The organism is Cytobacillus oceanisediminis 2691, assembly GCF_000294775.2.
In the GTDB taxonomy this organism is placed as follows: Bacteria; Bacillota; Bacilli; order Bacillales; family Cytobacillaceae; genus Cytobacillus; species Cytobacillus pseudoceanisediminis.
Window position 1 is genome coordinate 2,971,874 of the sequence record NZ_CP015506.1, and the last position, 23,051, is coordinate 2,994,924.

22 protein-coding genes, 1 pseudogene and 1 riboswitch are annotated in these 23,051 nt (G+C 44.5%); of the genes and pseudogenes, 2 read left to right on the plus strand and 21 right to left on the minus strand.

Annotated elements, in window-relative coordinates; all coding sequences use genetic code 11:
• Positions 1 to 144: 144 nt before the first annotated feature.
• The 20 genes from A361_RS15065 to A361_RS15160 form a co-directional block, all read right to left on the minus strand.
• Entirely contained in the window at positions 145 to 1,347 is a 1,203-nt protein-coding gene (locus A361_RS15065; protein ID WP_019383388.1) for a CbiX/SirB N-terminal domain-containing protein, read from the minus strand.
• 239 nt (positions 1,348 to 1,586) lie between these two features.
• Positions 1,587 to 2,573 carry an ABC transporter substrate-binding protein gene (locus A361_RS15070; protein ID WP_019383387.1) on the minus strand — a complete coding sequence of 329 codons (987 nt, stop codon included), beginning with the start codon at positions 2,571 to 2,573 and terminating at the stop codon, positions 1,587 to 1,589.
• Positions 2,574 to 2,596: 23 nt separating this feature from the next.
• Positions 2,597 to 3,361: an ABC transporter ATP-binding protein gene (locus A361_RS15075; RefSeq protein WP_019383386.1), complete on the minus strand. Its 765-nt coding sequence runs from the start codon at positions 3,359 to 3,361 to the stop codon at positions 2,597 to 2,599.
• Between the two features lie 2 nt (positions 3,362 to 3,363).
• Complete coding sequence (locus tag A361_RS15080) at positions 3,364 to 4,404, minus strand: FecCD family ABC transporter permease (protein WP_019383385.1); 1,041 nt, start codon at positions 4,402 to 4,404, stop codon at positions 3,364 to 3,366.
• Entirely contained in the window at positions 4,401 to 5,237 is an 837-nt protein-coding gene (locus A361_RS15085; RefSeq protein ID WP_009334123.1) for a class I SAM-dependent methyltransferase, read from the minus strand. The genes A361_RS15080 and A361_RS15085 overlap by 4 nt, the downstream gene beginning before the upstream one ends.
• A gap of 64 nt (positions 5,238 to 5,301) precedes the next feature.
• On the minus strand, positions 5,302 to 5,841 hold the full coding sequence (locus A361_RS15090; protein WP_009334122.1) for a cob(I)yrinic acid a,c-diamide adenosyltransferase: 540 nt from the start codon (positions 5,839 to 5,841) through the stop codon (positions 5,302 to 5,304).
• A gap of 13 nt (positions 5,842 to 5,854) precedes the next feature.
• Positions 5,855 to 6,409 (minus strand): nitroreductase family protein, encoded by a 555-nt coding sequence (locus tag A361_RS15095; protein ID WP_009334121.1) that lies wholly within the window; start codon positions 6,407 to 6,409, stop codon positions 5,855 to 5,857.
• On the minus strand, positions 6,403 to 7,164 hold the full coding sequence (gene cobA, locus A361_RS15100; protein WP_019383384.1) for a uroporphyrinogen-III C-methyltransferase: 762 nt from the start codon (positions 7,162 to 7,164) through the stop codon (positions 6,403 to 6,405). The genes A361_RS15095 and cobA overlap by 7 nt, the downstream gene beginning before the upstream one ends.
• Entirely contained in the window at positions 7,161 to 7,790 is a 630-nt protein-coding gene (locus A361_RS15105) for a precorrin-2 dehydrogenase/sirohydrochlorin ferrochelatase family protein (RefSeq protein ID WP_009334119.1), read from the minus strand. The genes cobA and A361_RS15105 overlap by 4 nt, the downstream gene beginning before the upstream one ends.
• The gene (locus tag A361_RS15110; protein WP_019383383.1) at positions 7,759 to 9,144 is read right to left on the minus strand and encodes a cobyrinate a,c-diamide synthase; all 1,386 of its coding nucleotides are present in this window, start codon (positions 9,142 to 9,144) and stop codon (positions 7,759 to 7,761) included. The genes A361_RS15105 and A361_RS15110 overlap by 32 nt, the downstream gene beginning before the upstream one ends.
• Entirely contained in the window at positions 9,141 to 10,277 is a 1,137-nt protein-coding gene (locus A361_RS15115; RefSeq protein ID WP_019383382.1) for a cobalt-precorrin 5A hydrolase, read from the minus strand. Before A361_RS15115 ends, A361_RS15110 begins: the two co-directional genes overlap by 4 nt.
• A complete protein-coding gene (gene cobM / locus A361_RS15120; protein ID WP_019383381.1) occupies positions 10,270 to 11,052 on the minus strand; it encodes a precorrin-4 C(11)-methyltransferase in 783 nt (260 codons plus the stop codon). The genes A361_RS15115 and cobM overlap by 8 nt, the downstream gene beginning before the upstream one ends.
• Positions 11,049 to 11,753, minus strand: coding sequence for a precorrin-2 C(20)-methyltransferase (gene cobI / locus A361_RS15125; protein WP_009334115.1), 705 nt, complete (start codon positions 11,751 to 11,753; stop codon positions 11,049 to 11,051). The genes cobM and cobI overlap by 4 nt, the downstream gene beginning before the upstream one ends.
• Positions 11,754 to 12,947: a bifunctional cobalt-precorrin-7 (C(5))-methyltransferase/cobalt-precorrin-6B (C(15))-methyltransferase gene (locus A361_RS15130; protein WP_026041843.1), complete on the minus strand. Its 1,194-nt coding sequence runs from the start codon at positions 12,945 to 12,947 to the stop codon at positions 11,754 to 11,756.
• Positions 12,922 to 14,058, minus strand: coding sequence for a cobalt-precorrin-5B (C(1))-methyltransferase (locus A361_RS15135; RefSeq protein WP_019383379.1), 1,137 nt, complete (start codon positions 14,056 to 14,058; stop codon positions 12,922 to 12,924). The genes A361_RS15130 and A361_RS15135 overlap by 26 nt, the downstream gene beginning before the upstream one ends.
• Positions 14,033 to 14,698, minus strand: a complete 666-nt coding sequence (locus tag A361_RS15140; RefSeq protein WP_175502202.1) for a precorrin-8X methylmutase — start codon at positions 14,696 to 14,698, stop codon at positions 14,033 to 14,035. Before A361_RS15140 ends, A361_RS15135 begins: the two co-directional genes overlap by 26 nt.
• On the minus strand, positions 14,695 to 15,465 hold the full coding sequence (gene cobK, locus A361_RS15145; protein WP_019383378.1) for a precorrin-6A reductase: 771 nt from the start codon (positions 15,463 to 15,465) through the stop codon (positions 14,695 to 14,697). Before cobK ends, A361_RS15140 begins: the two co-directional genes overlap by 4 nt.
• A gap of 9 nt (positions 15,466 to 15,474) precedes the next feature.
• Positions 15,475 to 17,097, minus strand: a complete 1,623-nt coding sequence (gene cobJ / locus A361_RS15150) for a precorrin-3B C(17)-methyltransferase (protein ID WP_019383377.1) — start codon at positions 17,095 to 17,097, stop codon at positions 15,475 to 15,477.
• Between the two features lie 232 nt (positions 17,098 to 17,329).
• Positions 17,330 to 17,508: riboswitch (cobalamin riboswitch) on the minus strand.
• A gap of 191 nt (positions 17,509 to 17,699) precedes the next feature.
• Complete coding sequence (locus tag A361_RS15155) at positions 17,700 to 18,917, minus strand: MFS transporter (protein ID WP_009334104.1); 1,218 nt, start codon at positions 18,915 to 18,917, stop codon at positions 17,700 to 17,702.
• A 157-nt stretch (positions 18,918 to 19,074) separates the two neighbouring features.
• Positions 19,075 to 19,434 (minus strand): winged helix-turn-helix transcriptional regulator, encoded by a 360-nt coding sequence (locus A361_RS15160; RefSeq protein ID WP_019383376.1) that lies wholly within the window; start codon positions 19,432 to 19,434, stop codon positions 19,075 to 19,077.
• Between the two features lie 219 nt (positions 19,435 to 19,653).
• Between A361_RS15160 and fdhA the strand changes: the two genes are divergently transcribed.
• Both fdhA and A361_RS15170 read left to right on the plus strand, forming a co-directional pair.
• The gene (fdhA, locus tag A361_RS15165) at positions 19,654 to 20,871 is read left to right on the plus strand and encodes a formaldehyde dehydrogenase, glutathione-independent (RefSeq protein ID WP_019383375.1); all 1,218 of its coding nucleotides are present in this window, start codon (positions 19,654 to 19,656) and stop codon (positions 20,869 to 20,871) included.
• A 212-nt stretch (positions 20,872 to 21,083) separates the two neighbouring features.
• Positions 21,084 to 21,333, plus strand: a pseudogene (locus tag A361_RS15170) (GlcG/HbpS family heme-binding protein).
• Between the two features lie 304 nt (positions 21,334 to 21,637).
• On the opposite strand, the gene A361_RS15175 reads toward A361_RS15170, so the two are convergent.
• Positions 21,638 to 23,044: an amino acid permease gene (locus A361_RS15175; protein WP_019383373.1), complete on the minus strand. Its 1,407-nt coding sequence runs from the start codon at positions 23,042 to 23,044 to the stop codon at positions 21,638 to 21,640.
• Between the last annotated feature and the right edge of the window lie 7 nt (positions 23,045 to 23,051).

A 23,051-nucleotide genomic window follows, 5' to 3' on the forward strand; every position in this document is an offset into this window, starting at 1 on the left:
AGAATCAGCCTTTCTATTACAGATAGTACTAAATTCACCCATTTTGAATTTATTTATTCTTGAACCTGTTAATTCTAAGCATTTTATAAAAAATAAAGCTGCCATTTGGCAGCCGGATCAATTATCTTATAGGAATTATTCATTTTAATGATGGTGATGATGCTCATAGCCATGTTCTTCTGCATACTTACGGAAATTTTCCAGATCCTGCATTCCTGTCGAAGTGCCGTCAAGGGCCTGATTCATACGCTCTAGCAGCACTGTTCTCAACTTTGGATGGTATCCGAAGTATTCAGCAATATCTATGGATATATGAGGATAGCTTGCTTTAAACTGTTCGGCCATTTTGTTCATTCTTTCCATTAAAATGCCGGTAAATAAGAAATATGGCAGCATGATGATCTTTTTAGCGCCCAGTTTAATGCAGCGCTCCATCCCATCCTTGACGGTTGGGGTTGTAACCCCCATGAAGGCACATTCAACAGCAGATACATTTAACTTTTCCCACAGCAATCTGCTGATCTTATAAAAATCAGCATTGGCATATGGATCGCTGCCGCCCCGTCCGATTAATAAAATAGCCGTATCTTCATGTGTTTGATTTACATCAAAGCCGGTTTCGGCAAGTCTTGTTTTTAATATTTCAAGGACTTCCTCATGAACCCCTATCGTCTGGCCATAGGTGAACTGAATATCCGGGAAATGCTCTTTGGCATGTTCAATTTCTGCCGGAATGTGCAGTTTGGAGTGTCCGGCATGCAATAGGATGATGGGAATGACATGGATTTCATCTGCCCCTTTTTCAACACAAAGCTGAATTCCGTCTTCAATATTGGGGGATGCAAATTCCAAGAAGCAGGTTTCTACCAGAAGGGCTGGGTCAATGCAGTCTCTCATTTGCCCGACGAATTGGCGGACCTCGTTATTCCCTGCCTCCATCCTGCTGCCATGCCCGACAAATAAGACAGCTTTTTTCATTGTTCCTTTTCCTTTTCCTTTCTTGTATTTATCAATTCCTTTTATGCGGTTTTCATTGCGTTTACGTTCGCCGTGTTCCATAGAGTAAATGATTGCATCTTCTTTCACTGCTTCTTGAACAATGCCGCGGGCTGTATCTTCCTGCTGGACTGAATACCAGGTTCCTTTTGGGTAATCAATGACGACGCATTTGTCTTTGCAGCGGCCATTGCAGCGTGTACGGGATGTATGAATATGCTCGTCTAAACGGTTTTTTCGGATTTCATCGCGTATTTGCTGTGTAACTTCTTCTGCGCCTGCTCCCATACAGGTTGCGCCGTTGCAGATGAGCAGGTGACGCTGCATTTGTGTTAGGTTCCAGGTTGTCATTAGGTGACCTCCCTCTATTTATTTTGTTTCTCAATCTTGTAAGTTTGGATATGCTTAGTATTAAGCCCGTTGATTTCCGCTGCGGGCACTTGTTTTCCGCGGGGCGTGCGGTGAGTCTCCTCGGCGCATGCGCCTGCGGGGTCTCACCTGTCCCGCTGCTCCCACAGGAGTTAAGTGCCCTCCGCTCCAATCAACTCAGCGAATAAATCTATTTTGAAATCTAAACCCCCACTGACAACCTAATTTTTGAAAGCTTCCGGATAAAAACCTTTTGCCAAAACCTCAAGCGCTTCCCCAACACGAACTCCTTCAGATGCTGCTGATAAAGGCAGGATGACAAAGCGTTCGTTTTGGACGGCAGGTGTCTGGCTTAAGGCCGGATCTTTTTTTAGGAATTCTATTTTTTGTTCTGCAGTTGTTGATCCATAATCTATCACTACTATTACATCAGGCTGGCGTTCAACTGCATCTTCTTTTGAGACAGTCGCCCAATTTCCTTTTACATCCCCGAAGACATTGTGGCCGCCTGCCATTGTGATAAGTGTGTTCATGAAGTTTTGTGTGGCGGTGAATACATCTGTTTCGCCGCTGTCGTAAACCAGGACATCCAGCGGCTCTTTTACTTTGGGCAATTGTGATGTTATGGCTTCAATCTCTTGGTTCATTTGGGCAATTAGTTTTTCACCGCGTTCTTCTACCCGGAAAATGTTTGCGATATTGCGGATGTCACCATAGATATCTTCCAGGGTGGGTGCCACTTTAACAGATGAAGATTGTAAGTAGCTATTAATGCCTAATTTCTTTAGTTCTTCACGTGTTGCAATGTTTTTCTCATTGAATGCACTTTCCCAGCCGCCATATAGAAAGTCTGCTTCTTCTGATATGACTTGCTCTTTTGATGGATACTGTTCTGCTAATACTGGAACTTTGTCGTATGCCTCCTGTAGTGGCTCATAAATCTCGTTATCTAAAAATGCTGTACCAGCCATTGAATCTTCTAAACCAAGTGCCAGCATGATTTCAGTCACATGCTGATTTAATGATATAGCACGCTTTGGCGCTTCTTCGTATTCATTCACAAACCCTTCATTTTCAATAACCACTTTCTCCGTCTGCTCCGCTTGTTCACTTTTCACCTTTGCTGTATTTGCCTTTTCGCTTGAGCATGCGGACAATAATAATACGGCCGCTAAGACCAGAAAAGCCCAAATTCTGCTGATTTTCATGTTTATAGGTCCCTCGATTCCATTTAATCGTTTGTGTAAAAAAATAAATGAATCTTTTTGGTAAATGGGTTTTTCGAAACACCAGCCTGCATATGGAAGACTTCTCTTAATGTCTCTTCTGTAAGGACTTGCTCAGGTGTCCCTGACATATAAAGAGCTCCATCGTTCATGACAAGGAGTTCATCGCAATACCCGGCTGCCAGATTTAAATCATGAAGGGCAGCCACAATGGTGATAGGCAGATCCTTCACTAAATCCATTAATTGATATTGATGTTCAATATCCAGATGATTGGTCGGTTCATCCAGAATTAATATGTTTGCCTGCTGTGCCAGGGCGCGAGCGAGCATCACCCTTTTTTTCTCGCCGCCGGATAAATGGCTGAATGTGCGGTTTTCCAGGTGAAGCACATTCGCGAGCATCATGCTTTCTTCCACAATGGCAAAGTCGTCCCGGTTATCAGCGGCAAGCCATTTTTTGTACGGCGTCCGTCCCATCATGACTAAATCTTTTACCGTAAAATCAAAGAGCACCGGTGTTTCCTGACTGACAACAGCTAACTCCTGAGCAAGCTTTTTCTGAGAGATATCGAGAATATCTTTTTCATATAACGTCACGAAACCGCTCGTTTGTTTTAAATGACGATAAATGATTTTTAGCATCGTAGATTTTCCGCTGCCATTCGGCCCAATGATGCCAACGAATTTCCCCAGTTCCACAGAAAAAGAGATATTATTTAAAATTTGCTTGTCCGGCACTGAAAAGGACATATTTTTGACCTGGATCATCCTTATTCACCGTCCCCAAAAGAATATTGCTTTCGCCTAAGCATCCAGATAAAGAATGGGCTTCCGCAAATAGCGGTTATAATCCCGATTGGCATTTCTTCAGGCGCCAGCACTATACGTGCACCCATATCGGCCCAAACTAAGAAAATGGCACCCATTAGGGCGCTTATCGGGAGAACCATTTTGTAATTAGACCCTGCCATCATCCGTACGATGTGAGGGATAATCAGCCCGACAAAGCCAATGCTTCCGCTGACCGCGACGACCACACCGGTCAGAAGGGATACAAAGAGAATGATAAATATACGAAACCGGTCCAGATTAACACCAAGTGTCGCTGCCGTTTCCTCTCCAAGCAATAAAGCATTAAGCTGCCGATAATTCATAAGCAGCAGAATAAAAACAAGCACCATTGAAAAAAATGGGATGCCAAGATTGGACCATTTCGCGCCAGCCAGACTGCCGAGCATCCAATGCATGACCGCTTGAATGCCGCCCTGCTGCTTGGACATCATCAGCATAAAATTGGTAATGGCGGATAACACCATCGAAACTGCAATCCCTGCCAAAAGCAGACGAATGACCGATAGGCGTCCATTGACACGTGCTAGGAAAAACACAATCATGACCGCAAGGATAGCCCCTAAGAATGCGGCCAAGGATATGGCATACTCCCCCAAAATGCTGAATGCACCAAGTAAAATGACAGATGCAGCTCCAACGGATGCTCCGGAAGATACTCCGAGAATATAAGGATCTGCTATCGAGTTTTTCACTAATGCTTGAATGGCTGCGCCGCAAATGGCCAGGGAAGCACCTACTATGGCCGCAAGTACAATACGAGGGAATCGTATATCCCAAATAATAACCGTTTGTGCCTTGGAAGCATCTGTTTCTGTGAATACACCCAGCTTGGAGAATAGCACTTCCCCAATAAGGCGCGGGGTAATATCCACAGATCCTACCATCACGGCAAAAGTCATGGAAGCAAGCAGCCCCGCGGCCAGTGCAGCCATCAGTAATGTAAATCGTGCACTAGTCATATATGCTTTACAGGCTCCCAGCTGATGATTGCTGCATGGAAAGGGTAACGGTACACATACTGGCCATCCTCTTTGGAAATAAATCGTTCCAAGGATGCTTCCACATGTGCTTGCTCAAACCGGGGAGATAAGATTTTCTTGCTCTGGGCATTAATTAATTGCTGCCATGTATCATAACGATGCTCCCGCTCAAGCTTTATCATTTCACAATCTGCATAAATGTCTAGCTGGTACAGCATGTTGACGATCATGATATAATCCCGGCGCGGGTATTTAATGTCATAGCCAAACTGCTCATCCAATAGGACGTAATGAGGCTGAATAGGCCCTGTTGTTAAGCCGATAATGGCACGCTTTTTTGCCAGCATGTTCATTTTCTTCAGCGCTTCATTCATTTCATACATCCGATAAAAGCAGTTCACCCCCACCACGACATCGTGCGGCTCCAATTGTGCTTCTTCCCATTTGCTGTGGACAAACTGGATAGGCCCATCCTCTTCAAAGTACTGCTTTAAGTATGCGAGCACACTCTTTGAACCATCGACAAGCGTTAAGCTTCTGACATCCTGGCTGAGCGGAAATGTATAGTTGCCCCATCCCGGACCTAATTCAATACAGGTAGAGTCTTTCGGGATGTGCGGCCTCATTTTTTCGTAAATCTTTTTGGCATACTCATCTGTCTGCTTGTATCTTTTTTTCTTCATGGACTGCATCCAAAAGGCTTCTTCCAGCTCATCATCAACCATTCGCTCCGGCATCCTGCCATGCCAGTCCAGCATGCCTTCCTTCCAGAGCTTATCAAAATCGTATTGCAAAGGGGATTCTTTAATCATTGAAATTCTCCTCAATTTCTAAAACCTAAATAGATACAGCGTCCTAAATTCTCGGGCTGGCTGCTTAAAACTCCAGCCCCTTCATGGCTTTAACATCCTGTTCGGCATAATAATGCTTGGTGGCATCGATGGTTGACACTAAATCGGCTAATTCGAGAATGGCAGGATGTGCGGAACGCCCTGTGATAACCAGATGCATCTTTTTTGGACGGTTTTGAATGGCGTCTACCACCTCGGATAACGGCAGCACATCGTCAATTGGAAACCGTGTGATGGCCAAGGCATTATTCAGTTCGTCGAGCACTAATACATCTGTTGTTTCATCTTTTAGTTCATGTTTTACCGTCTGCCATGCGATCGCAAGTGCTTGTCGATGCTCCTCCGGAGTTTTTGTCCATGTAAACCCGATTCCTAATTGAACAGTTTCAATACCAAGTTTTCTTAGTGCCAGCTGTTCACCATATGTACGTTCCGGTGATTTAATAAATTGATAGTATTTAACCTTCATGCCGCGGCCAATGGCCCTTAATGCGACACCAAGCGAGGCGGTTGTTTTTCCTTTGCCATCACCTGTATAAACTAACAGCATCCCTTTTTGTGCCATACAACATTCCTCCTTAAAGCCAGGTTGTCTTTTCAGCAAATGGTGTACGCTTTTTCTCGGAGGCAATTTCTTCTGCCGGATAGCCGATGCATAGCGTCCCCACTAATTGCTCCTCGTCAGATGCACCGATAAAATCATGCAGTGCGGTATCATGCACCAAACCAACGCCTCTTGTACGCCATACCATGCCTAACCCCAGCTGTTCGGCCATCAGCCACATCGACATGATGGCACTGCTTACAGCAAAGACATTATCTTTTGTCGCTCCTTCATCTCCTTCAACAATGGCGGATGTCACGACTATGATCAAGGGCGTGTTCGTGATGGCTTTCATGGAACTCTCCACTAAATTCGGCTTCGCGGGAAAGCGCTTTTGCAAGTAATCAAGTGCCACCTGCTCGTAGCGTTTTAAGCTTTCTCCCTGTAATACATAGAAATGCCATGGTTCACGCATACGGTCATTTGGTGCATATGTGGCTGCTGCTAATAATGTCTCGATTTTGTCTCGTTCTACTTCGCGCGATTCAAAGTTTCGAATCGCACGACGTTTTTTCAAGGCTTCTAACATAATTCATGCTCCTTTTCTCTAAACCAGGCAATTTGATTCCGTACTCCAACCACATCTCCAACCAATATCATCGATGGATTCGAGATGCCATGAATCTGGATATCCTCTGCAATCGTTTCAAGTGTCCCTGTAATCGTCCGCTGATTGGCAGTTGTGCCCCATTCAATCACAGCGGCAGGGGTTGTTCGGCTTTTGCCATTGGCAATTAAGCTTTTCGTAATGTGAGCAATATTGCCAATGCTCATATAAAAGGCGACCGTATCAATTTTAGCAAGCGCAGACCACTTTAAAAAGTCCTGCTCCTTTTCAGCGCGGCCATGGCCTGTCACAATGGCAAAACTTGCCGCATGATCACGGTGTGTCACAGGAATCCCTGCATATGCAGGCGCAGCAATCCCGGCGGTTATACCAGGAACAATTTCAAAGGGAATACCCGCTTCCCGCAAAATGGCCGCTTCTTCAGCACCGCGTCCAAATACAAAAGGGTCACCGCCCTTTAAGCGCAGCACCTGCCTCCCCAGGTTTGCCTGATCCACCAGCACCCGATGAATTTCTTCCTGAATCAATCCATGCCTTCCCGGCTCTTTCCCGCAGTAAATCAGCTCTGTATCTTCTTTTGCATGTGTTAAAATTTCCGCATTCACCAGACGGTCATATAAAATCACATCAGCCTCCTGAATGCACTCCAATCCGCGAATCGTCAGCAGTTTAGGGTCACCTGGTCCAGCTCCAACAATATAGACAAATCCGCTCATTGCTCTTCTCCTAAACGCTTAAGCAGCAAGGCTTCACATTTTTGCATATCGCCTTGCTCCACCCACTCCAAAACTTGAGGATCCAAAAGCTCTGCCAAAAGCTGCTTTTTTTCATCCCCCGTAAACTTCACTAAGATTCGCTGACGGGCTTCCTTTAAAAAAGATACATACTGCGCATAATGCTCTCCATATTCCTCTGCTAATTCTGACTTCACTTTGCGGGTCAGACCGGGGCTTGCGCCAGATGTTGATACGGTCAAAACGAATTCACCGCGTCGGACAACTGCGGGATTAATGAAATCAATACGGCCCTTTGCATCTGCACGGCTGAGCAGCTGCCAATGCTGTGCTGCTTCTTCCACTGCATTGTTTACTTCTTCGTCGTTTGTTACGGCAAAGATCAGGGCCGCGTCATCTAAATCAGCCGGTTCGAACGATTTTTCTTTCCATGTCACAAGTCCTTCATGGATATACTGCTCTAATTTTTCAGTAACCACCGGGCTGATCACAGTAACTTGCGCTTTCGTTGGCAGGAGTGCTTCTGCCTTCTGGCGTGCCACATGTCCACCACCGACAATGACCACCTTTTTATAGTCAAGATTCATTAATAACGGGAAATAATTCATGTTCTGCCTCCAAACAAGCTGCCAGCCAATTTTTCACAAGCTGGGGATTCGATGCAAAATGAAAGTGTGTATAGCCGGCTACAAGATTATCAGTTAAATAGCCTTCCCGCTGAGAGCGGAAGCGGCCTTTGCTAAAGTAAGCCGGTGATGAAAGCTCTCCTTCATATGATGAGTAATGGAATTCATGCCCTTTTGCCTGCTCTCCTTCATTCATCAGGAAGTTGCCCGGAACACCTGTAATTTCCCGATATCCGAGTGCAGCCAATTTATCCTGCATCCTCACCCGGCCCGGAATCACACCGATCATCGGGAATGCCTGTCCTTTTCGATCCGCAATTTCTTCTGTTAAATACATAAAACCGCCGCATTCTGCCAATGTTGGAAGTCCCCGCTCCAGCGCGGCCTTGATGGAAAGCTTCGCTGCTTCATTTTTTGCCAAAGTTTCAGCAAACTCTTCAGGAAAACCGCCGCCTATATAGAGCCCTTGCGCTTTTTCGGGAACCTCTTCATTTTGCAATGGAGAGAAGAAATCCAATGTGGCACCATGGGCACGGAGCAATTCTAAGTTTTCTTCATAGTAAAAATTAAAGGCCGCATCTCTGGCAACCGCAATATGTACTTCCTGTCTTTCCGGCTGTGCATCAAAAATCGAAGAGGAAACCGCCAGGACTTGGGCTTTCGTTAGTTCCAGAAGCTGATCAATATCGACTGTTTCTTCAATCGCTTCTGCCAGACTGTCAAAATAGGAATCTAAATCACCGCGTTCTATGGCCGGCACCAGCCCCAAATGACGGCTTGGCATCTTGGCTACAGCTCCTTTCGGGAGATAGCCAATGACAGGAATTCCGCATTCTTGTTCAATCGCTGTTTTGACAATGTCAAAATGGCTTCTGCTTCCTAATTGATTGGCAATGACACCGACGATATGGGAGTTTTCATCAAGCATTTGAAAACCTTTTACAATCGCCGCCGCACTTCTTGCCATACTTGCGGCATTGACAATTAAAATGACGGGGCTGCTTGTAATCTCGCTAATATGGGCTGCAGACCCTTCATTTGATAATGGGGATTTGCCATCATAGAATCCCATCACCCCTTCTATAATCGCTGCATCTGCATCATTGCTCGCTCTTGCGACAATGGCGCGGACGGTATCATGGTCCATCATGAAACTATCAATATTCCGGGAAGGGCGTTTCGTGACAGCTGAATGATACGCCGGGTCAATGTAATCAGGACCGCATTTAAAACCCTGTACGTTTAACCCGCGCTTCATCAGCGCACGCATAATACCGATGGTGAACGTTGTTTTTCCGACACCGCTTCCTGTTCCTGCCAGAACAAATCGATTCATCCTCTTCCCTCCTCAAAGTGGACGCGTGCAATGCTGATGGTCACATTGCCGCTTTTCTTTTTCTCCAGCAGCAATTCCTTCGCATTCGCATACCTCATGGACGCCGGTTCACTGACCCCATACGCGCCTGTATATTTGAAGACGGTGTCCGACGGATTCTGCATCGGAGTCTCATTCAGCTCTTCAGGTGTGTATGTAACAAACGGCCAGTTATATTTAGATGTTAATTCAAGCAGGCCAGCCTCGTTTTTCTTTAGATTAATAGACGCAACGGCTTTCACACTTTTCTTGCTCAACTTCATTTCTGCCAATGTTTCATCAATGACTTGTTCAATCTCAGCCATTGATGTTCCGCGATTGCAGCCTATACCGAGAACAATTGATTTTGGACGGTACAGGACCCCGTTTTCAAGCAGCACCTCTTCATGCGGTTCCATAAGGCGATCTGTAATAAGCAGTGCGGCTTGCGGCTTTGCCTTGATGGCTTCCTCTATTGATGGATATATCTTTAGATTTTCCGGCAATTCCCGATCATACGTCCACCAGTTCTTTTCCCCGGCTTCCTGCACGATCGCCACATGTTCTTCATTGACAACCGATGCACTGACAGGTGTTAATTTTTCTTCGCTATCCCACCCCCACCCAAATTGGGCTCCAAATAAATCGACGGGAATTGTTTTTTGAACATCTGATGCGGTGGTCACAACGGGCGCCGCCTCAATCGCATGGGCAAATTCATGTGTTAATGCATTGGCACCGCCAATATGGCCGGATAAAACGCTGATGACATACTGGCCTTTATCATCAACCACCAGCACGGCAGGGTCCTTCTTTTTATCGGTCAGAAGCGGGGCAATCATGCGGACGACAGCACCAAGGGAAATGATGCAGATAATCCCTTTATACTGCTGGAATAATGCGGGCAATAATAGGCGGACCGTGCCATCAAATAACTGAATTTGCCGTATTTCTTCATCGCCCTGTTCAAATTTTTTCATATAATAAAGGTCTGCATACGGGAATTTTTCCGTATAGCTTCTTGCATGCGCAACCCCATGCTTTGTAATGGCAACAAGTGCATAGGGTTTGCGCTTTTCGATTACCGGAATTTCACCTTCGCGCAAACTAATCATTCGCCGTCACACCTTTGCGGAAGCCATGTGTGAATGTTTTGTCATATAGCTTCGATCGGTATTCTTTTTCATGGATATGCGGGTCCAATGCCCAGCCTGCCAGAATCATCGCATGCTTGCGGATGCCGTTGACACGCATCGCTTCGTCCAGCTCAGACAGTGTGGTGCGGACAATTTTCTGATCCGGCCACGAAGCACGCTGCACAACTGCAACTGGTGTATTGTCTGCCCATCCGGCTGCCTGCAGTTCCTTTGTGATTTTCTTTGTTAGGGTCGCACTTAGAAACATTGCGATTGTACAGTGATGGCTGGCCAATGCCTGTAATTTTTCACGCTCCGGCACTGGTGTCCGCCCTTCTGCCCTTGTTAATATAAGAGTTTGCGTTAAATCCGGAATGGTCAGCTCTGCCCCTACTGCCGCTGCGGAGGCAAAAACAGAACTGACGCCTGGTACTACTTCACAGCTGATATCGTGCTGTTTCAATAGCGCCACTTGCTCCATCGTTGCCCCGTACATGGCCGGGTCGCCTGTATGCAGACGTACAACCGTTTTACCAGCATTGACTCGTTCAGCAATGCAATCCACCATTTCTTCAAGATGCATCCCGGCAGTGCGGATAATCTCTGCCGACTCCTTGGCTTCCGCCACTAATGTCTCGCTGACAAGAGAGTCGGTATACATGACAACATCAGCCTTATTTAATAGCTTTAAGCCTTTTACCGTAATTAAATCGGGATCTCCAGGTCCCGCTCCGATAATCCAAATTTTTTTCATTTGCGCACCACCATACATGACAAGTAATTTAACTCAGCTCCTCGGAGCTCATGGACATTCCATATGACCTCTTCGTCAGATGTAACCTTTGTTACAACATGTGTTTTGTCCAGTAAATCCATTTCTTCCAATAGATTCAGCATATCGTCCAATACTTTCGCTACTTTTATGAAAACAATCGCATCATGAGTTTCAATCACCCGCCGCATTTCCTCCATATTCCCTGTTGCCGGAATCATCGCGACATGGTCATCGCCATCAGCCAGGGCAATTCCCAAGCGATTAACAGAACCATTAAAGGACGAGATGCCAGCTACCGTTTCAATCGGAACTTCAGGATGCATTGTCTGCATCAGCTTCATTAAATGGATAAATGTGCTGAACAGCATCGGATCCCCTTCCGTCACGAATGCCACATCTTTTCCCTGAGACAGAAAGCCATAAATAGCTTTTGCGGATTTTGTCCACTCAGCCCTTAATGTCTCTTCGTCTTTTGTCATTGGAAAAACCAAACCAAGCATTTCTTTTTCTTCGGGATTTATATACATGTCTACAATGCGATGGGCGTAGGATTTACTGCCTCTTAATTTTTTGGGATAAGCAATGACCGGGCTTTCCTGCAATTTGCGGAATGCTTTTACCGTGATTAATTCCGGATCTCCCGGCCCGACTCCTAATCCATATAAAGTTCCGATTGTCATTTAGTTCTTTCCTTTCTTTGCAGTCACAATAAAAATGGGATTTAACGGTTCGAAGCGTGTTAAATGCAGGATTGGCTTGCTTTTTGAAATCTGTGCCTGCAATACGGATACTTCACAGCCCATATTTTTCAAATGCTTCATCGCTTCTGCGAGATTTTCGATTGTGGCAATATTCATCACGAGCCGGCCATTCGGCTGCAGCCTTGAAAGGCATGATTGCAATAAAAGCTCCATATTCCCGCCATTTCCGCCAATAAAAATCGCATTCGGATCAGGAAATTCATCCAGCCTCTCAGGCGCCTTTCCAAGGACGGCCGTGAAATCTGTCCGATGTTTTAATTGATTTTCCAGGCAATTCTCCAGGTCGCCCTCATTCTTTTCAATCGCATACACGGCCCCTTCCCGGGCTATTTTCGCTGCCTCAATCGCAACGGAGCCTGTACAGGTTCCAATATCCCAGACGATGCTGTTTTCCTTTAGCTTCAGCTCCTGAATACAAAGAGTCCTGATCTCCTTTTTCGTAATCAAGCCTTTATCCGGCTTTCTCTGTACGAACCTATCATCCGGAATTCCCAGTGAGGCACGCTCTACTGCCACACGCTGCTTTAAAATCACCACATTTAATGGATAAAATGACGATTGCTCCATTTCATCCAAAGTGAAAAAGCGGCAGCGCTCATCTTCCCCCTGCAGGTTTTCAGCAACAAAGGCATCATACTCCGTCATGCCGAACTTCTTTAAATACGTTGAAATGGCCTGCGGAGAATTTTTTTCGTCTGTTAAAATAGCAATCTTTTTCCGCCCGTCGATTCTTTGGGCAAAGCCTTTAATAGAACGGCCATGCAGGCTGACAATATACGCATCCTGCCAGCTTTCCTGCATTTTCGAAAAAGCGAGCTGAACAGAGCTTGTATAAGGATAAATCTCCAATGGAAGCTTTTTCGCCAAAACACCGCCAAGCCCGTAAAACAGCGGATCTCCTGATACCAAAATAACTGTATTGCGTGTTTCTTGCTGCAGGTCAGCCGTTAATGCCGACAAGCCGCCTTTGATTACTTTTTTCTCTCCAGTAAATTCCGGGAAGAATTGCAAATGACGTTCCCCGCCGACCAGGACATCACATTCATGAATCCAGTCTATGTATGGGGGGAGCAATCCTTCTGCGCCATTATCCCCGATACCAATCATCTTCATCCAATTTGTCAATATTCTCAGCCTTTCCTAGACAGCTTCCATTCATGGCATACAGAGTTGTCGATACTTTGATGCTTGCGTTCATATGATTCAGTGCATAATAGCAGCAGTTTCGGCAAAGGGATTCAAAGAATGCTTCGTTTCCCTGAAGGATTTCACCAACCTGTGATGCCGTATTTGCCTGTAAAATGTCCTGCTGAATTTCCTCACTGACACCCACTTTATTGGCCATACCTGCTAAAAATTCGAAACTGACTGGTGCACTTTTCGAGTGGACCATCATAACTCCCTGTGCAACTTTTGAAAATTTCCCCATCATCCCTACAAGAGAGACTTTGGGAAACTTCTTCCTTGCTATATTCTTTAAAGTAAAACCGACAAAATCGCCCATCTCGATAAAGGCTTCTTCCGGCAAATGCGGATATTGCTTCATGGCAAATTTTTCACTGCGTCCGCCTGTTGTAATGACTAAATGCTCACATCCTGCTTCTTTTGCGACATTGATCGCCTGAGCGATACTTGCCATATAGGCGGAACTGGAAAATGGCACCACCGTTCCCCGTGTACCTAAAATCGAGATTCCTCCAATAATGCCTAATCGGCCATTCAATGTTTTTTCTGCAATTTCTACACCGTCCGGAACCGAAATGACTACTTCAATGCCCCGATTTACTTTATATTTATCCATTGCTTCCTGGACGACACCATGGATCATTTTTCGCGGCACAGGGTTAATCGCTGCCTGCCCGACCGCTACTGGCAACCCTGCTTTCGTGACTCGTCCTACACCGATCCCGCCATCTAAATGGATGCCTTCTTCCTTGGCATAAGTCACTGTACTTTGAATTCGTGCCTGATGTGTGGCGTCCGGGTCGTCCCCTGCGTCTTTGATCGTTTCGCACATGACCCGGCCATCTGACCGATCAAATGCCGTCACTTTAAAAGTGGCATACTGGCCAACTGGCAGATAAATCGTAACTTCATTTGGCACCTCTCCGGTCACTAGTGCCTGCAGTGCTGCCTTTGTCATGGCTGCGGCACAGGCACCTGTCGTGTAGCCGTGCCGCATTTGGGATGGATCTTTTTTATTTCGCTGCTTTTGCCCGTTCATCCGCCATTATCGAAATGGCATTCAGCGCAGCGACCGTCACTGTACTGCCACCCTTTCTCCCTGCATTCGTAATAAATGGGATCCCTTCAAGCACGGCCAGCTCGGCTTTGGACTCTGCCGCTGATACAAAGCCGACTGGCATGCCAATAATCAAGTCTGGTTTCGCGAGCCCTTCTTTCACTAGACGAATCAATTCCAGGAGCGCTGTTGGCGCATTGCCGATGGCATAGATTCCTCCTTCATGCAGACTCACAGCTTTTTGCATGGAAATGATCGCACGTGTTGTTCCCTGGGCCTTCGCTTCCTTTGCAACATCTTCATCCGCAATATAACAATGCAGGTCCCCGCCATGCTTTTGGAATCGCTTGCGTCCTGACCCGCTTTCAATCATTTGTACATCTGCCACGACATGACGGCCCGCTAAAATGGATTGAACACCTGCATCAATAGCATCCCGTGTAAAAATCATGCTTCTGCCCAGCTCGAAATCTGCCGAGGCATGGATGACACGCCGAACCACCAGCCACTGCTCGTCTGTAAATGGATGCTCGCCCATCTCCTCTTTAATAATTGCGAAGCTGTGATCATAAATTTTATCCGGATCTACCGTTACCGGTACAAATGTTGTATTAAAGTTCATGTTTGCCATGTGTAAAGCCCTCCCAATCTTTGAATCACTTCTTCGAAAGAAGTGCAGAAGTTTTCATATACGAGCGGCGGCCGCTTAATCAAAATAACAGGAATCCCCAATTCCAGAGCAGCGGTCATTTTTTCATCCACCGATCCCACTTTGCCGCTTTCTTTTGTAATCATCAGGGTCACTTCATATTGCTCACAAAGAGCTTTGTTTAATGACTCAGAAAATGGCCCCTGAATCGCAATAATATCCTTTTGTTTAACCCCAAGCTTTTGGCATTTTTCCATATTTCCCATGTTTGGAAGCATCCTGCATACAAGCCGGATATCATCACGCATTAAATATTTTGTGAAGATTTCCAGCGTTTTGCTGCCGGTTGTCAGCATAATCGTTCCTTTATGCGATTGAGCCAATTTTGCTGCTTCCTCATAACTTTCGGCTTCAGTTATGAGCGGTGAGGTGAACTGTTCATTTGGCCTTTCGTAACGTATGTAAGGAATGCTGCATGCTTTGGCTGCTGCCATTGCCGTTTTTGACGCTTCGTCCGCATAAGGGTGACTTGCGTCAATCACAGTGGTCATCTCTTGCATCTGAATTAATTCAATCATGTCATTTTCTGACAGCCGTCCCACTTTATAAGCAATGCCTTCAGCCTTCAAACTGTCAGCTGCCGATTCTGTGACAACGGTTGCCAATAAGGGATAACCTTGATTTTTCAATTGAATAGCTAATGCTCTCGCATCACTTGTGCCTGCTAAAAATAAAATCATAAGATCCCCCTAATCCCCGCATGGTGCCGGCTCGACTTCGATCTTGGAGCTCATATCCTGATAGGTAAAATACTGAATTTTTTTCACACGCTTAAAATATTTAAAAAGCCGTTCATTTGGATGCGCATTTTCTTTGTATTCTTCGATAATCTCCTTTAATAACGGCACCAGCTGATCGGGCTCAATTCCCTCTGCCACCGGCTGGGCAGCATGGGCTGTACGGCCAACCGGCTTTGCCCCGATAAATAGATCAAACTTCTTCTTGCGGTAAACTATGCCGATATCATCAAATACGGCCCGATAACAGGCCATACCGCAGCCGTTAAAACCAATATGCAGTTCCTTTGGAAGCTTTAAGCCCCCCAGTTCAGCTGCAATTTTCTCTGCATATGGAATGGATTCTGCTTTCTCCCCGTAGCAAAAATCGCAGGCTTTTACATTTAGAACATCGCCCACTGGCATGACTGTCAGTTGGCTTTGTTCGAGTTTTTCCACAATCGACTGAGGCCGTCCAGTTGGAATCTTGATTAAAAATCGGTGATCCGGTGTATATTCCATGGTGCCTTTCTCGCCAACAGCTTCTGCCAATACGCGCATTTGGTCTGGTGTAATAAATTTATTGGCAACCCCAGGCGTTACTGCAAATTCAAAAATATCTTCGATTGGCTGCTGCACCAAATGTGTTTGGTCAATCCCCGATTTCGTTGCCATCGATAAAGCCTTTAAAGCCATATCCATTGAGCTGGCTTCTTGTTTTCTTCTCTGGATCTGCTCGTAGCCGGCCTGTGCTTCCCCGGTTTCCTGATTTAATGCCCATGGCTCCGCTTCCTTTTTTAAACGCTGATGCGGCTTTAAGCTTTGCTTCTCTTCACCGAGCGTATACTTTCTTTGATATCCGCGAGGCGTAATGATTTTATTGTCATAAAAGAAAGTGGAGGAATTCCCGATCACAACCGTTGTCAGCATGCCTATATCGTGACCAAGCATTTCCGCCAGTGTAGTCAGAATGACATTCTGATTCTCGCGGTAAGCACTTTTCACAAGACCCACTGGTGTATCAGGAGAACGATATTTTAATAGGATCCTTTGTGCCTCGACAATCTGCCGTGTCCTTCTGCCGCTTTTCGGGTTATATAATGCGATGACAAAATCCGCCATCCCGGCTGCTTCAATGCGCTTTTCGATCACAGTCCAGGGTGTTAAATGATCACTCAGACTGATGGTGCAGGAGTCATGCATGACAGGTGCCCCCAGTAAACTCGCACATGAATTAATCGCAGAGATGCCCGGAACAATTTCCACTTCGATTCCTTCTTCTTCCGTCCAGCCCATTTCGATCAGCACTTCATACACTAAGCCAGCCATGCCGTATACACCCGAGTCACCGCTCGATATCACGGAAACAATATGGCCGGCTTCCGCTCTTTTCACTGCATCCTGCGCACGGGATACCTCCTCAGTCATCCCCGTGCTCACAATGGAACTTGCTGTAACGAATGGCATGATCAGATCTACGTAAGTTTTGTAGCCAATAATGCAATCACTCTGCTGCAGCGCATCCACAGCCCGTTTGGTTATATGCTCACGATCGCCCGGACCGAAGCCGACAACAAAGATTTTTCCCTTCTTCATAGGTAACCTCCAATTAAGAAAAGCATATGCGCCTTGCCTGCTGCCGTGCTGCTCTTAGCAGGCGCCCTGCGCCGGACAATTCTCAAAATTCATTGCTTCTTGCCAAATAAAAAATGCCTGCACTCCTTTTCAAAGGAATACAGGCATATGAAATGACAGTATAAAAATTAGCATACTGAAACTCAAAAACAATTGATCATAATTGTCCCGCCTATACTTCTCCCTCCGAAAAGCAAGTGTCGTTTAAATAAGCAGGTTTCCTGACTTAAGCTTCTTCTTACTCTTACACCTTCCCGATTTCTCAGTGGCATTGTAATTTCATCAGCTTTTACAGTAGCGGGGGCTGTACCAGACTTTCACTGGTTTCCCTTTTACCTCACCAAAGTGAGCACTTATTCAAATTGATATATTAATTTTTTACTAATATAACATATAATGACCAATTTTGACATATTATTTTTTTCTTAATTTTTTAAATGCTATGTAAATGCCTTTGACTTTTTGAAATAGGATTTGGTAAAAAGACCTTATTTCTGCTATTCAGGAGTTAATTTTTGCTGGGATATAATTCACAAAGTTAGACCAAATAGATGTTGTTTAATTTATTTAAAATGACCGATTGTCCCTTTGACATTATTAAAATCATGCCGTTTATACTGGACCATAGATACCATGCCAATAATTGGTCCAATCGCTAAACAGGCAAAGACCCACTCCCAGCCAACTAACCTCTGTATAATTGGGATTAAATTTATAGAAAATATAGTGATCAGGAAACCAATGCACATTTGAAAAGTCAGGGCTGTTCCTACATACTCAACTTCTGCAACTTCTGAAACTGCGGCAGAAAACTGGGCAGAATCTGCGATGACAGACATTCCCCAAATGATAGAAAGGAGTAGAGTTAACCAAATATATTGACCAAAAGTAAAGCCAATCAAGATACAGCAAATGGCACTGATACACATAGAAATAATCGTTAGATTTGCTCTTCCAATTTTATCTGAGACTAGCCCGCCTGCTACACAGCCAATCCCCCCTGCAATTCCGATAATAATAAAAGAGGACAATGCAATGAACCAGGGAGGAATCCCTGGAGAATAGCTTGTAAAACTAGCAGTCAAAAAGATGGGAATCCACGTCCACATCGCATACAATTCCCACATATGCCCAAAATAACCGTAGTTCGCAAGCATTACTGGTTTATTCGAAACTACCTTTTTTATTAATTTAAAAGAGAAAGGTAATTTTTTCGTTGTTACTGGAGCATCTGTTAAAACCCAATTGACAATTACAGCTGCCAGGAGAGCCAATATTGAACTGCAAATAATCACTAATTGCCAATTTAAAGAAGAAGAGAATATAACAATAAAATGTGGCAAAGAGGACCCTAGAGTTAAGGCGGCTATTAAGATACCAACTGCAAGCCCGCGTTTTTTCGGAAACCATTGAGATAAAATTTTAACAGCTGTCGGGTATACACCAGCGAGTGATACACCGGTTAATATCCTAAGCAGAATACCGAAAAAAGCCTGATCTGCCAATAAAAGCAAGGCATTCAATAGCGCACCCAGAAACGCTGAAACGGCAAGAACCTTTCGGGGATTAAAACGATCTGCTATCCCAAAATATGAACTAACTAATGCACCCATTACAAAGCCAATTGGGACAGAAGCAGACAGCCATGCTTCTGAGCTGGAGCTAAGATTCCATACTTGAATCAGTTCAGGGGCTATAACAGAAGCACTAAACCACAAGCTTAATGCGCATAATTCAGCTAATCCAATCCATCCTAACGCTCTCCATGAACCTGGAATCATAATATCCCTCTTTCAAATAAAGCATAGTATTGGAGCTATATTGAAAATGTGAAACATAACTTTTTTATCCTCTCAACAATATGAAACTGCGTTATACCTGCTCTCTATAGGACGTCACAAAGTCAGCATCTCTTAAATAAATCCATACATTGTCAACCTATTTTATGAATGTTTTTATATTTTCTTTCCCCCAATCGTACATCATTAAAATAACCGGCATTAAGCTTTGCCCTAATTCTGTTAATGAATATTCCACTCTAGGCGGGACTTCCGGGAAAACTTTCCGATGAACTATCCCATCTTCCTCTAATTCTCTAATCTGAGTTGTCAATACCTTGTGGGTGATTTTTGGAAACAGACGCTTAATTTCACTGAATCGTAAAGTCCCTTCAGTTCCTAAATAGTATATAATCGTTATTTTCCACTTGCCGCTAATAAGGGATAATGTCAATTCTTTTTCACAATTAAATTCTCTATTTTCAATTTTCTTCCTCACTTCGCTCCGCAAGTCATCCATAATATCCCCTCCACTTCCCTGCAGTCTAAAAGTATCCTTTTAGTAACCTTCTCACAAAAAAGTGCGTTCTTCCATAAAAAAGGATTATTTTTTAGAATATATTCAAGATAGAGAAAATTGAGATTTTGGTTTTTTATAAAATTAGGGTGGAGCATCCTAAAAAACACTCTATCTATACGATAACCAACTCACTATTTAAATAGAATGGAGGATGCAAGAATGGCAGGAAACAGAGCAGTAATCTACAGGGGTGCAGGACGGGTAGCCGTGGAAGATATTAGCTATCCGGATTTGATTCTAAGAGACGGACCCGGAGTAAATCCTTTAAATGTCGGCCGTAAGTGTGAACATGGGGTAATTCTAAAAGTCATTACGACCAATATTTGCGGAAGCGATCAGCATATGGTTCGCGGCCGGACGACTGCTCCTGAGGGACTCGTTCTCGGCCATGAAATCACGGGTGAAGTCATTGAGGTTGGACGCGATGTTGAATTTATCAAAAAAGGAGATCTTGTATCCGTTCCATTTAATATTGCTTGTGGCCGCTGCCGCAGTTGTAAAGAACGCAACACGCATATTTGTGAGAACGTTAACCCGGATCGTCCCGGATCCGCTTATGGTTATGTAGATATGGGCGGATGGGTTGGAGGCCAATCCGAGTATGTAATGGTACCCTATGCAGACTTCCAATTACTGAAATTTCCAGATAAAGAACAAGCCATGGAGAAAATTCTTGACTTAACGATGCTTTCCGATATCTTTCCAACTGGTTATCATGGTGCGGTAAGCGCTGGCGTGAAGCCCGGTTCTACAGTATATGTTGCTGGAGCTGGACCAGTCGGCTTGGCTGCTGCCCATTCTGCTCAACTTCTTGGTGCCTCTGTCGTTATCGTTGGTGACTTGAATAGCGAGCGACTTGCCCAAGCCAGAAGTTTCGGCTGTGAAACGGTTAACCTAAAAGAACATCCAAATCTGGGGGAACAAATTGAACAAATTTTAGGATTTCCAGAAGTGGATTGCGCAATTGACTGTGTAGGCTTTGAAGCCCACGGACATGGTGCTGGAGCAGGTGAAGCTCCAGCAGCTGTATTAAACTCGATAATGGAAGTAACACGTGCCGGAGGACGGCTGGGTATACCAGGTCTATATGTTACTGGTGATCCGGGTGCGATCGATAATGATGCGAAAAGCGGAACATTGAAGGTCCGTTTGGGGCTCGGCTGGGCAAAAGCACATACCTTTGTGACTGGTCAAACACCCGTTATGAACTATCACCGTGACTTAATGATGGCTATTCTAAACGAAAAAGCACAAATCGCCAAAGCTGTAAATGCAACGTTGATTTCATTAGACCAGGCACCAGCAGCATATACCGAATTTGATCAGGGTGCTTCCAAGAAATTTGTTATTGACCCTCACGGGATATTTAATAAATAAAGTCTGTCAGAAGCATTCACTAAAAAATTTGAGTGAGCAAATTTTGAGGCAAAAAGTATTCTGTATGTGAACAAAACGCTTGAAAAAATATGATACCGGTAATCTAACCATAAAAGATTAGGAGGTTCATTAAGAAGAGCAAAATCACATTAGATTTAGCTAAGCAAATTATTGCAGGTGCTGAAGAATAAGCAAAAAGAATTGGGGTTTCCATGGTTATCTCCGTAGTGGATGAGGGTGGAAATCTAATTGCTGTTCACCGAATGGATGATGCCTGGTTAGCCAGCATCGAAATTGCCCAAAATAAAGCCTGGACGCCTTGTCGTTTTTGGCGGAGGAATCCCTCTGGTCAATGATGGAAAAGTGGCAGGCGCCGTGGGAGTCAGCGGCAGTACCGTTCCCCATGATATCCAGGTTGCAGAGGCAGCTGTTCAAGTATTTAACAACAAGTTTTCTCAATAATAATTTTCTGGTTAATTGTTATTTCTGTTATCTTTTTGACAAATTAATTTCAAGCATTTAATGGGAATAAGTTATACCACATGTTTTTTAGCCAAATGAACATGTGGTATTTACTTTTTACAGCAAATTCTCATTATCAGATGAGTGCTATGAAATCAACACGTTTGAAAGTAAGTGTTTATTTGAATAGGTAATTATGAAAACTACAATATCCCTCTATAATTCTAATAAACCGGACAGCCATCATGGTCATCCGGTTAATTCATTTAGATACATAGAAACTTACAAATGTCTAAGATTGCCTTCACGCACCAATCTCATTATTGGAACGAACTTTATCTGTCTTTCGATTTTTGAAGTAATAGAATATATAGCTGACAAGCAGGAATCCTATTCCGATAAGCAGTCCTGCCAGCTGAGTTGGATCAAAGGCCAGGAATACTAGAATAGAGACACAGAATATAATACATATCAGAGGGATGATTGGGTAGAATGGGACTTTGTATTTTAGATCCTCTACCTTTCCGCCTGCTTTTATATATTTACGCCGGAACATGAATTGAGAGAGCGCGATTCCCATCCATGAGATGGTGACAGAAATACCAGCAATGGACATTAATAATACAAACACGGTTTCAGCAGCAAACACGCTTGTGAGTAATGATAAAAGTGAAAATATCATGGTGAATACTAGAGCAGTGAACGGCACCTTCCGTTTTGAGAGTTTTCCAAAAACTCTTGGTGCCATTCCATCATGAGCCATCGCCCAAAGTAAGCGGGTCGAAGCATAAATACAAGAGTTTCCTACAGATAAAATAGCTGTTAAGATAACAAAATTCATGATATCAGGGGCAAATGGAATTCCAGCCAGGTCCATTAAGGTTACAAACGGGCTTTCTAATATTCCGAGCTCTTTTGTTGGGAAAATGGCGGATAATATAATAATAGAAGCAATATAAAAAATGATGATTCTAAATATGACATTTCGAATCGCACGAGGAATATTCTTTTGAGGCTCCTCGCTCTCTCCGGCCGCAATCCCGATTAATTCAGATCCCTGATAGGAAAAGATAACATTCATCATCGTTACAAACACGATGGCGATTCCAGCAGGGAAAAGGCCTTTAGGAGCTAAATGTTCCATATATGGCGCCGGCCTGTCCGCCAGTGGTATGATGCCCAGGATGGCACTGAAGCCTATAATAATAAAGAAGATCACAGCTACAACTTTAATGCCTGAAAACCAATATTCCGCCTCAGCAAAGCCCCTTGTTGTTAAGGCATTGAGTGCGAATAAAAGAAGGATGAATATTGCACACCATACCCATACGGAGATATCCGGAAACCAGCGTTTCATCAAAATTCCGGCAGCCGTAAATTCTACTCCAGCTGTGGTTGCTGATCCAATGAAATACATCCAGCCTAATGAGAAACCAGCCGAAGGACTAATGAATTTACTGGCATAGGTCTGGAACGATCCCGTAACTGGCATGTACACAGCAAGCTCCCCCAGGCAAACCATGACAAGATACAAAATGACCCCACCGAATAAATACCCGATTAAAGCCCCTCCTGCCCCCGCTTGATTGATCGTGTAGCCGGCGTTTAAAAACAATCCGGTCCCGATTACTCCACCCAACGAAAGCATAAACAAATGACGGCGCTTCATCGACCGGTTTAATTGATTCTTCTGACCCTCTTGCTCTACCATCTAGATC

Bases quoted from the DNA above. Each gene is read 5' to 3' on its own strand.
- A361_RS15085 (WP_009334123.1), bottom strand. From the start codon at position 5,237: ATGATTAAAGAATCCCCTTTGCAATACGATTTTGATAAGCTCTGGAAG.
- A361_RS15160 (WP_019383376.1), bottom strand. From the start codon at position 19,434: ATGGATGACTTGCGGAGCGAAGTGAGGAAGAAAATTGAAAATAGAGAA.
- A361_RS15155 (WP_009334104.1), bottom strand. From the start codon at position 18,917: ATGATTCCAGGTTCATGGAGAGCGTTAGGATGGATTGGATTAGCTGAA.
- A361_RS15070 (WP_019383387.1), bottom strand. From the start codon at position 2,573: ATGAAAATCAGCAGAATTTGGGCTTTTCTGGTCTTAGCGGCCGTATTA.
- cobA (WP_019383384.1), bottom strand. From the start codon at position 7,164: ATGAGCGGATTTGTCTATATTGTTGGAGCTGGACCAGGTGACCCTAAA.
- A361_RS15140 (WP_175502202.1), bottom strand. From the start codon at position 14,698: ATGAACTTTAATACAACATTTGTACCGGTAACGGTAGATCCGGATAAA.
- A361_RS15080 (WP_019383385.1), bottom strand. From the start codon at position 4,404: ATGACTAGTGCACGATTTACATTACTGATGGCTGCACTGGCCGCGGGG.
- A361_RS15110 (WP_019383383.1), bottom strand. From the start codon at position 9,144: ATGAATCGATTTGTTCTGGCAGGAACAGGAAGCGGTGTCGGAAAAACA.
- cobK (WP_019383378.1), bottom strand. From the start codon at position 15,465: ATGATTTTATTTTTAGCAGGCACAAGTGATGCGAGAGCATTAGCTATT.
- A361_RS15090 (WP_009334122.1), bottom strand. From the start codon at position 5,841: ATGGCACAAAAAGGGATGCTGTTAGTTTATACAGGTGATGGCAAAGGA.
- A361_RS15105 (WP_009334119.1), bottom strand. From the start codon at position 7,790: ATGAATTATTTCCCGTTATTAATGAATCTTGACTATAAAAAGGTGGTC.
- A361_RS15135 (WP_019383379.1), bottom strand. From the start codon at position 14,058: ATGAACGGGCAAAAGCAGCGAAATAAAAAAGATCCATCCCAAATGCGG.
- cobJ (WP_019383377.1), bottom strand. From the start codon at position 17,097: ATGAAGAAGGGAAAAATCTTTGTTGTCGGCTTCGGTCCGGGCGATCGT.
- fdhA (WP_019383375.1), top strand. From the start codon at position 19,654: ATGGCAGGAAACAGAGCAGTAATCTACAGGGGTGCAGGACGGGTAGCC.
- cobI (WP_009334115.1), bottom strand. From the start codon at position 11,753: ATGACAATCGGAACTTTATATGGATTAGGAGTCGGGCCGGGAGATCCG.
- A361_RS15130 (WP_026041843.1), bottom strand. From the start codon at position 12,947: ATGAAGATGATTGGTATCGGGGATAATGGCGCAGAAGGATTGCTCCCC.
- A361_RS15115 (WP_019383382.1), bottom strand. From the start codon at position 10,277: ATGATTAGTTTGCGCGAAGGTGAAATTCCGGTAATCGAAAAGCGCAAA.
- A361_RS15075 (WP_019383386.1), bottom strand. From the start codon at position 3,361: ATGATCCAGGTCAAAAATATGTCCTTTTCAGTGCCGGACAAGCAAATT.
- A361_RS15065 (WP_019383388.1), bottom strand. From the start codon at position 1,347: ATGACAACCTGGAACCTAACACAAATGCAGCGTCACCTGCTCATCTGC.
- cobM (WP_019383381.1), bottom strand. From the start codon at position 11,052: ATGAAAAAAATTTGGATTATCGGAGCGGGACCTGGAGATCCCGATTTA.
- A361_RS15095 (WP_009334121.1), bottom strand. From the start codon at position 6,409: ATGTTAGAAGCCTTGAAAAAACGTCGTGCGATTCGAAACTTTGAATCG.
- A361_RS15175 (WP_019383373.1), bottom strand. From the start codon at position 23,044: ATGGTAGAGCAAGAGGGTCAGAAGAATCAATTAAACCGGTCGATGAAG.